Genomic DNA, 8,021 nt, shown 5'->3' with positions numbered 1-8,021 from the left:
ACCAGAAGGTCGTCGTGAACCACGACATCCCCTTCCACCATATCCCGGTGACTAAGGCCAACAAGCCGATCGAGATCGTCGGTATCATGGACGTGGTTGAGCAGACCGGCACCGAACTCATTGTGCTCGCTCGCTACATGCAGATCCTGTCTGATCAGATGTGCCAGAAGATGTCGGGCAAGATTATCAACATCCATCATTCCTTCTTGCCGAGCTTCAAGGGCGCTAACCCCTACAAGCAGGCCTTCGAGCGCGGTGTGAAGCTGATTGGAGCGACGGCGCATTACGTTACGGCCGATCTTGACGAAGGACCGATCATTGAGCAGGACGTCGCCCGCATCACTCATGCGCAGTCAGCCGAGGATTACATCTCGATTGGTCGTGACGTCGAAAGCCAGGTGCTGGCCCGCGCCATCCACGCGCACATCCATCACCGCACCTTCATCAACGGGAACCGGACGGTGGTATTCCCGGCGAGCCCAGGCTCCTTCGTTTCGGAACGGATGGGCTGACCGATGGGGAGAATTATCGACGGCAAGCAGATTGCTGGGTCTGTGATTGACTCGGTGAAGACTTCCACTGAGGTCCTGGAGAAGGAGGCGGGCGTCACACCTGGTCTTGCCGTTGTGATTGTCGGCAATGATCCAGCGAGCCGCGCCTATGTTACGTCAAAAAGCAAGATGGCGAAGGAGTGCGGCTTCCTTTCCGTTCAGCACACGCTACCGGAAGAGACGACGCAAGAAGAGCTTGCGCGTCTGATCGAGACACTGAATGGCGATGAAGCGATCCACGGCATCCTTGTGCAACTGCCACTGCCTAAACATCTCAGCTCCGAGCCAGTCATTCAGTCGATCAGCCCGGAGAAGGATGTCGATGGCTTGCATGTTGTCAACGCCGGCAAGGTCACGACGGGTGACCTGGATGGCGGGCTCCTCTCCTGCACGCCCGCTGGCGCGATGGTGTTCGTTCGCCGTGTCCACGGTCAAGACCTCTCAGGCCTCAACGCGGTCGTGATCGGCCGGTCCAACCTTTTCGGTAAACCAATGTCGGCCCTGCTGCTCGCCGCCAATGCCACTGTCACGACGGCGCATTCACGCACGAAAGACCTCGCCAGTGTCTGCCGGAATGCGGATATCCTTGTTGCCGCAGTAGGCCGTGCGGAGATGGTAAAGGCCGACTGGGTAAAGCCCGGCGCGACAGTCATTGATGTTGGCATCAACCGCGTTGATGCTCCGGAAAAGGGTGAGGGTAAGTCCCGCCTCGTCGGTGACGTCGCATTCGATGAATGCGCCAAGGTCGCCAGTGCCATCACCCCTGTTCCCGGTGGCGTCGGTCCGATGACAATCGCCATGTTAATGGCAAATACCGTTATCGCCGCCCACCGTAAGGCCGGCAAGACGCCACCAAAATTCTCGTAGGTAATGAGGCCCGCGCTAAATGAGAGAGATGCCTGAACGCGAAAGCATGGAATTCGACGTGGTGATCGTCGGTGCCGGACCGGCCGGTCTCTCGGCTGCGATCCGGCTGAAGCAGGTCAATCCGGAGCTGTCCGTTGTCGTGCTGGAAAAAGGCGCCGAAGTCGGCGCGCATATTCTGTCCGGCGCTGTGGTCGACCCTGTTGGCATTGACCGACTTTTGCCGGGCTGGCGCGAGGAGACGGATCATCCCTTCAAGACGCTGGTTACCGACGACCAGTTCCTGCTGCTCGGTCCGGCCGGCTCCCTGCGTCTCCCCAATGCCGCTATGCCGGGCCTGATGAGCAATCACGGCAATTACATCGTTTCGCTCGGCAATGTCTGTCGGTGGCTGGCCACCAAGGCGGAGGAACTCGGCGTCGAAATCTACCCCGGCTTTGCCGCGACTGAAGTTCTCTACAACGAGGCCGGTTCGGTCATCGGCGTGGCTACCGGCGACATGGGCATCGAGAAGAACGGCGAGCCAGGCCCTAGCTTTGCCTGCGGCATGGAGCTTCTCGGCAAGTACACGCTGATCGGCGAGGGCGTGCGCGGCTCGCTCGCCAAGCAGCTGATCGCGAAGTACGATCTCCAGAAGGATCGCGAACCGCAAAAATTCGGCATCGGCATCAAGGAACTCTGGCAGGTCAAGCCCGAGAACCACAAACAGGGCCTCGTCCAGCATTCGTTCGGCTGGCCGCTCGGCATGAAGACCGGCGGTGGCTCGTTCCTTTATCACCTCGAAGACAACACCGTCGCCGTCGGCTTCGTGGTCCACCTGAACTATAAGAATCCCTATCTCTACCCATTCGAGGAGTTTCAGCGCTTCAAGACGCATCCGGCCATTCGTGGAACGTTCGAGGGCGGCAAGCGGATCTCCTATGGCGCCCGTGCCATCACCGAAGGCGGCTGGCAGTCTGTCCCGAAGCTTACTTTCCCCGGCGGTGCGCTGATTGGCTGTTCGGCCGGCTTCGTCAACGTGCCGCGCATCAAGGGCAGCCACAATGCAGTGCTGTCGGGGATGCTGGCGGCCGACAAGCTGGCGGAAGCGATGGCGAGCGGTCGCGCTCATGACGAGGTGATCGAGATCGAAAACAGCTGGCGCGCCTCCGACATCGGCAAGGACCTGAAGCGGGTGCGCAACGTCAAGCCGCTGTGGTCGAAGTTCGGCACGGCGCTGGGCGTGGCGCTAGGCGGTCTCGACATGTGGATCAACCAGATCTTCGGCAGCTCGCCGTTCACGCTGAAGCACGGCAAGACCGACGCGGCTTCGCTGGAGCCTGCGGCCAAGCACAAGAAGATCGACTATCCCAAGCCCGACGGCGTGCTGACCTTCGACCGCCTGTCGTCGGTGTTCCTGTCCAACACCAATCATGAGGAGGACCAGCCGGTCCATCTGAAGGTGAAGGACATGGACCTGCAGAAACGGTCCGAGCACGATATCTATGCCGGCCCGTCGTCGCGCTACTGTCCGGCGGGCGTCTACGAATGGGTGGAAAAGGATGGCAGGCAAGTCTTCGTCATCAACGCCCAGAACTGCGTCCACTGCAAGACCTGTGACATCAAGGACCCCAACGAGAACATCACCTGGGCTCCGCCGCAGGGTGGCGAAGGGCCGGTCTACTCGGAGATGTAGGGACAATGAAAATTGAAGAATATACCGAGAAGCTGCGAGAGGCTCATTTTGGGGAACTCGTCGGTGAAATATTGTTTAGAGAGATGGCAATTCTCTTCCCCGATAAGGCACAAGATTTTCAGACGCTCTCAATAGTAGAGCAACTCGTCGGAAATGCTCTTGGTGAACTCCTGGAGCGWTACGAAGTGCGGCCGGTGGAGTACGCGCGTGGTATTGAACTTACCAGGCATCTTCTCGCAGACATACAGCCGGACGATTGGAACGGCTGGCTACATCAGTTTCGCGACGTTCTAAAACCATTTGTGCAGGAATTTGACGACCTGTACATTCACGGCCCGTCATCAGATTTAGTGCAATTGCGTTTACTGCGCGATCACGAGCGCATGTTGTTGTCCTACGTTGATCTTGAGATCGCCGGACATAATGGTCTATCAGTCATACAGTCCTTGCTGGAAAGCTTCAATTATCGAGGCGGACGATAGTTCCATAAATATGCTTATGCGATACGTTATACCATAACGATAAATTACATTTCCAAGTGAGCGTCGCCGCATAATTTTAGACCCTAGGGATTTTTGATTGGTGCCCGATCCGGGCTACTCCCCCGCTTAAAGTGAATTGGACGTCGTCGGTCGGGCTATCTGTTTGAACATGACATTAGCAAGTGAGCTAACACCCCATTAGGTTACGGTCTGTGGGTTCTACTTGGAAGGGGCCTTCGAAAGAAGGCCCCTTCTTTGTTTTTGCGCGCGAGTATGCAGCAACCGCCTGGTTTTCGGCGTCGGCGTGTGTTCGATGTCGCTGATCTCGGACGCGGTCAGATGAAGTTTATCGATGAGCAATTCCCAGAGCTTCTGAAGTGCAATGCGGTTGGCCTTGATAACATCGGCACCCGCTTTTCACAGCTACCACTGGCAACCAACCCCTCGACGATGGCATCACCGTTCTATCGAACACCCGAGATTTGAAAGTAGCCCATCCTTCAAACCATATGCCCACCCGTGGATGGACACTGACTTGCCCTGTTTCCAAGCGGCCTGCAATGTCGGTGTCCGCGCGAGTCTCGTAACTTGGTCAATGATGGAGGCCTCGCAAAGTTCGTCCAACTCTCTCTCGCTCCACGCGCCACAGTCCCGGCATTCGAAGGACGTGTCTGCGACGTCGCGGATCGGCTGAAGCCAGTGGTCGATGAGGCCGTAGCTGTCACCGCTGACGGCAGCTCTTATTCCTCCGCAGCCATAGTGTCCGCAAACGATGATGTGTTTCACCTCAAGTTGGTGAACTGCGTATTCGACGACGGAGAGCATGTTGAGATCGGTCGGATGTATGAGATTGGCGACATTCCGGTGCACGAACACCTCGCCCGGCTCAAGGCCTGCGATGACGTTGGCGGGAACTCGGCTGTCAGAGCAACCGATCCACAGATATTCAGGGCGCTGAAGTTCCGAAAGCCGCTCGAAATAGTCAGGCCGTTCGGCCGTTCTTGCGTCAGCCCAGTGTTTGTTCTGCGTGAAAAGTTTCTCGATCATCCGATGATTCCGAAAGGGATAGACGTATGCCCAGCGCGTATAGCCCTTATGGYGGGAGGACGAAAGGTGTGTATGAAAGCGGCATCCTTTGGAATTGCGAAGTTTGGACTACCCCATGCACGTCGATCTTTTCGACGACGCCGATGTAGCGAGGATGGGCGAACGCTTGGATCACTCTCAATATCTTGGGCTGAAATTGGAACGAGCCGTCTTCAGGCGGCGCGCGGTGTTCAGCTCCCACGATGACGTTTGATCACGCGTCTCTCGGCCCACCTGGCTTCATTCCGTTGAAGTTCAGAACATCCCCGTGTGAGCATCCGCAACGAACTTTCGCAGCTCATCGACAGGTGAATCTCCGGCCATCTTTTTTCCCTCGAGTTCTTTCGGCATTTTCCAGCCAGGATCGATGCCTTCCATGTTCGGCAGCTCGTGGGCTATGCCCTTATGGCAATCGATGCACGTGGCTTTTCCCGTCAGCAGGTATCGCGTGTGGATTTCAGCGGCCCTCTGGGTTTGCTTCTGCAAATCCATCGCGACCGAAGAGTGGCAGTTGCGGCATTCCAGACTGTCGTTGGCCTTCATGCGCGCCCATTCGTGCTGCGCAAGCTCAAGACGGTGTTCGAGAAATTTCGACCGCGTATTGATCGTCCCGAACAGCTTGCCCCACACCTCCTTGGATGCCTGCATCTTGCGGGCGATCTTGTCCGTCCACTGGTGCGGCACATGACAATCGGGACAGCTTGCGCGCACTCCCGAACGGTTCGAGAAGTGGATGGTGCGCGTCAGCTCCTCGTACACGTTCGCCTTCATCTCGTGGCATCCGGTGCAGAACTTCTCCGTATTGGTCACTTCGAGGGCGGTGTTGAACGCGCCCCAGAACATGACGCCGCCGATGAAGCCGCCGAGCGTCAGAAACCCAAGCCCGAGCGTGACGGCGGGGGTGATCATAATCCCCCATGCCCACAGTACGACTTTCCTGATCCAGGCGATCATGGTCTCACTCGCTTCCCGCTGGTTTGAACCCAAGTTCGCTCATGTCTTTGAAGGTGCTGGGAACCAGCGGCCGGACGTCTGCCTGGGGGACGTGGCACGCAGTACAGAAGTACCGCCGCGGCGAAACGTCCGCGATCATCTGTCCCTCTCGCGTCATGTAATGCGTCACGCTGATCATCGGCGCGCCCGAGTCCTGTGTGAATTCGCGCTTGTGACAGGTGAGGCAACGGTTGGCGTTGACCGACAGTTCGTAGCCCTCGATCGAGTGGGGGATGATCGGAGGCTGGTCCGGATAGGCGCGCATCTTCCGTTTATCGTCGATCACCCATTTCGGGAGGACGGCGGCCGCTCCCGACTCCATGGCGTGGGTCTGGCCCTGAAGCTGCGGGACGTTCTGCGTCGCCACCTGGGCGATCGCTGCGGTCGCGATGAACACAAGAAGTCCGCCAGCGATTGCAGTCCATTCGGGGCGCATCAGACGACGACTGGTAGAATCTTGACCGCGCATTTTTTGAAATCCGTCTGTTTGGAGATGGGATCGGTGGCGTCGAGTGTTACCTTGTTGATCAGTTGGCTTGCGTCGAACCATGGAATGAAGATGACGCCCGTGGGCATTCGATTGCGCCCCCGGGTATCGATCCGGGTGCGAATTTCGCCCCGGCGCGAAACGATGCGGACTTCCGCTCCTTGATTTAGTCCCCGTTTTCGGGCGTYGTCGGCGTTCATGAAACAGCGTGCGCCGGGAAACGCTTTGTAAAGCTCCGGAACGCGCATCGTCATCGATCCGGAATGCCAGTGTTCGAGCACCCGACCCGTGACCAGCCAGAAATCAAACTCCTCATCGGGCGATTCCGCAGGTGGCTCGTACGGCACGGCCAGAATAACCGCCTTACCATCCTTCTGACCGTAGAAATTCACGCCCTCTCCCGGCTTGACGTAGGGATCGTACCCCTCCCGATACCGCCACTTCGTTTCCTGCCCGTTCACGACCGGCCAACGCAGTCCGCGGACTTCGTGGTAGGCGTCATAGGGTGCGAGATCGTGACCGTGTCCTCGGCCGAACGATGCATATTCCTCGAACAGGCCTTTCTGGACGTAGAAGCCGAAGTCCTTCGACTCGTTGTTGTCGTACTCGCTGTTGATCTCGCTGAGCGGGTATCGATCGACCTCGCCGTTGCGGAACAGCACGTCGAAGAGGTTCTTGCCTCGATAGGTGGGGTTAGCCTCGAGCATCTCCGCCGGCCAGACGTCTTCCGTGGTGAAGCGCTTCGAGAACTCCATCATCTGCCAGAGATCAGAACGTGCATCACCAGACGCTTGGACGAGCTGATGCCAGACGTGGGTCCTACGTTCTGCGTTGCCGTAAGCGCCTTCTTTTTCCACCCACATGGCGGCGGGCAGTATGAGATCTGCGCTCATCGCGGTGATTGTCGGATAGGCGTCGGAGACGACGATGAAGTTGTCAGGATTTCGATAGCCCTGATATGTCTCGTTGCTGTTGTTGGGCGCGGCCTGGACGTTGTTGTTGCATTGGACCCAGTAAAAGTTGAGCTTGCCGTCCTTCAGCATCCGGTCCTGCTGGACGGCGTGGTATCCCGGCTTCTCGGGGATGATGCCGTGCGGGATGCGCCAGATTTCTTCCGCGTGCTTGCGATGTTCGGGATTGGTGACAACCATGTCGGCAGGAAGCCGATGCGCAAAGGTGCCGACCTCGCGCGCCGTGCCGCATGCGGAAGGTTGTCCGGTTAGCGAAAACGGGCTGTTGCCTGGTTCGGAAATTTTTCCGGTGAGCAGGTGTATGTTGTAGACCATCTGGTTGGCCCAGACGCCGCGGACATGCTGGTTAAACCCCATGGTCCAGAGCGACATGACCTTCGTTTTTGGATCGGCGTAAAGCTCCGCCAACTGTTCCAGAAACTCAGGCTCGACCCCCGTCATCTCCGCCGTCTTCTTCAGCGTATATTCGGAAACGAACTCCTTAAAAGCCGCGAAATCCATCGGCTCCGACTTGCCGGGATCGGCCGAGTTCGCAGCGTTCACTTCTTTCGGATCATCGGGTCTCAGCCCGTAGCCGATATCAGTCACGCCGCGGGCGAACTTCGTGTGCTTCTCAACGAACGCAGTGTTCACGCGGTCCGTCTGTATGATGTGGTTCGCGATGTAGTTCAGGATGACGAGATCGGTGCCCGGCTTGAAGATGATCGGGACGTCGGCCAGGTCCATGCTTCGGTGCGTGAAGGTGGAGAGTACCGCAACCCGGACATGATCGTGGCCGAGACGACGGTCGGCGACGCGGGTCCACAGGATCGGGACGTCGGCCAGGTCCATGCTTCGGTGCGTGAAGGTGGAGAGTACCGCAACCCGGACATGATCGTGGCCGAGACGACGGTCGGCGACGCGGGTCCACAG

The 8,021-nt window shown here is 58.0% G+C and carries 8 protein-coding genes; 4 read left to right on the top strand and 4 right to left on the bottom strand.

Translation table 11 applies throughout. The features are described from left to right. The 4 genes from AC1D17_RS26680 to AC1D17_RS26665 all read left to right on the top strand — a co-directional run. On the top strand, nucleotides 1-512 hold a 512-nt coding region (locus tag AC1D17_RS26680), incomplete at its 5' end, for a formyltetrahydrofolate deformylase (RefSeq protein ID WP_477568273.1). 3 nt (nucleotides 513-515) lie between these two features. After that, nucleotides 516-1,418: a bifunctional methylenetetrahydrofolate dehydrogenase/methenyltetrahydrofolate cyclohydrolase FolD gene (folD, locus tag AC1D17_RS26675; protein ID WP_112841521.1), complete on the top strand. Its 903-nt coding sequence runs from the start codon at nucleotides 516-518 to the stop codon at nucleotides 1,416-1,418. A gap of 19 nt (nucleotides 1,419-1,437) precedes the next feature. Then, entirely contained in the window at nucleotides 1,438-3,090 is a 1,653-nt protein-coding gene (locus AC1D17_RS26670; RefSeq protein ID WP_026203422.1) for an electron transfer flavoprotein-ubiquinone oxidoreductase, read from the top strand. A 5-nt stretch (nucleotides 3,091-3,095) separates the two neighbouring features. Beyond that, nucleotides 3,096-3,572, top strand: coding sequence for a hypothetical protein (locus AC1D17_RS26665; protein WP_477568272.1), 477 nt, complete (start codon nucleotides 3,096-3,098; stop codon nucleotides 3,570-3,572). 456 nt (nucleotides 3,573-4,028) lie between these two features. On the opposite strand, the gene AC1D17_RS26660 is transcribed toward AC1D17_RS26665, so the two are convergent. The 4 genes from AC1D17_RS26660 to napA all read right to left on the bottom strand — a co-directional run. Continuing rightward, a complete protein-coding gene (locus AC1D17_RS26660) occupies nucleotides 4,029-4,619 on the bottom strand; it encodes a carbonic anhydrase (RefSeq protein WP_477568271.1) in 591 nt (196 codons plus the stop codon). A 294-nt stretch (nucleotides 4,620-4,913) separates the two neighbouring features. Next, entirely contained in the window at nucleotides 4,914-5,609 is a 696-nt protein-coding gene (locus AC1D17_RS26655) for a NapC/NirT family cytochrome c (protein ID WP_477568274.1), read from the bottom strand. 7 nt (nucleotides 5,610-5,616) lie between these two features. After that, nucleotides 5,617-6,120, bottom strand: a complete 504-nt coding sequence (locus AC1D17_RS26650; RefSeq protein ID WP_477568270.1) for a nitrate reductase cytochrome c-type subunit — start codon at nucleotides 6,118-6,120, stop codon at nucleotides 5,617-5,619. Next, on the bottom strand, nucleotides 6,087-8,021 hold a 1,935-nt coding region (gene napA / locus AC1D17_RS26645), incomplete at its 5' end, for a periplasmic nitrate reductase subunit alpha (protein WP_477568269.1). The genes AC1D17_RS26650 and napA, both read right to left, overlap by 34 nt.

The organism is Pararhizobium sp. P1_E7 (genome assembly GCF_056405855.1).
The sequence above is the reverse complement of the archived record's forward strand: the minus strand, read 5'-3'. Positions and strand labels throughout refer to the sequence as shown.